This is a genomic window from Cohnella baijiui, assembly GCF_020731285.1.
Lineage (GTDB): Bacteria > Bacillota > Bacilli > Paenibacillales > Paenibacillaceae > Cohnella.
Window position 1 is genome coordinate 1 of the sequence record NZ_JAJFOW010000369.1, and the last position, 232, is coordinate 232.

Here is a 232-nt window from a genome sequence, read left to right on the forward strand (position 1 = left end):
TAGAAAAAAACGATATCTATCGTCTCCAGGCGATTGCATCTCAAGTGCAAAGAGAGCAGACGGAACCAGTCCGTGATGGGATTGTAGAAAAAATTTATCAGCATTCACAGGCAATTGCCGATGAGGTTACAAGCCGTTCTGAGGATAAAAAGAGTGATTGGGAGGGGCGGCTCGATTCCATTCTGACGTCTCGCTATCTTGGATTTCCCATTATGCTGGCTTTATTAGGTGC

At 45.3% G+C, this 232-nt stretch carries 1 pseudogene; it reads left to right on the plus strand.

Features of this window, described 5'->3' with window-relative positions:
• Positions 1–232: pseudogene (locus tag LKX83_RS32990) on the plus strand (nucleoside recognition domain-containing protein); the annotation flags it as partial.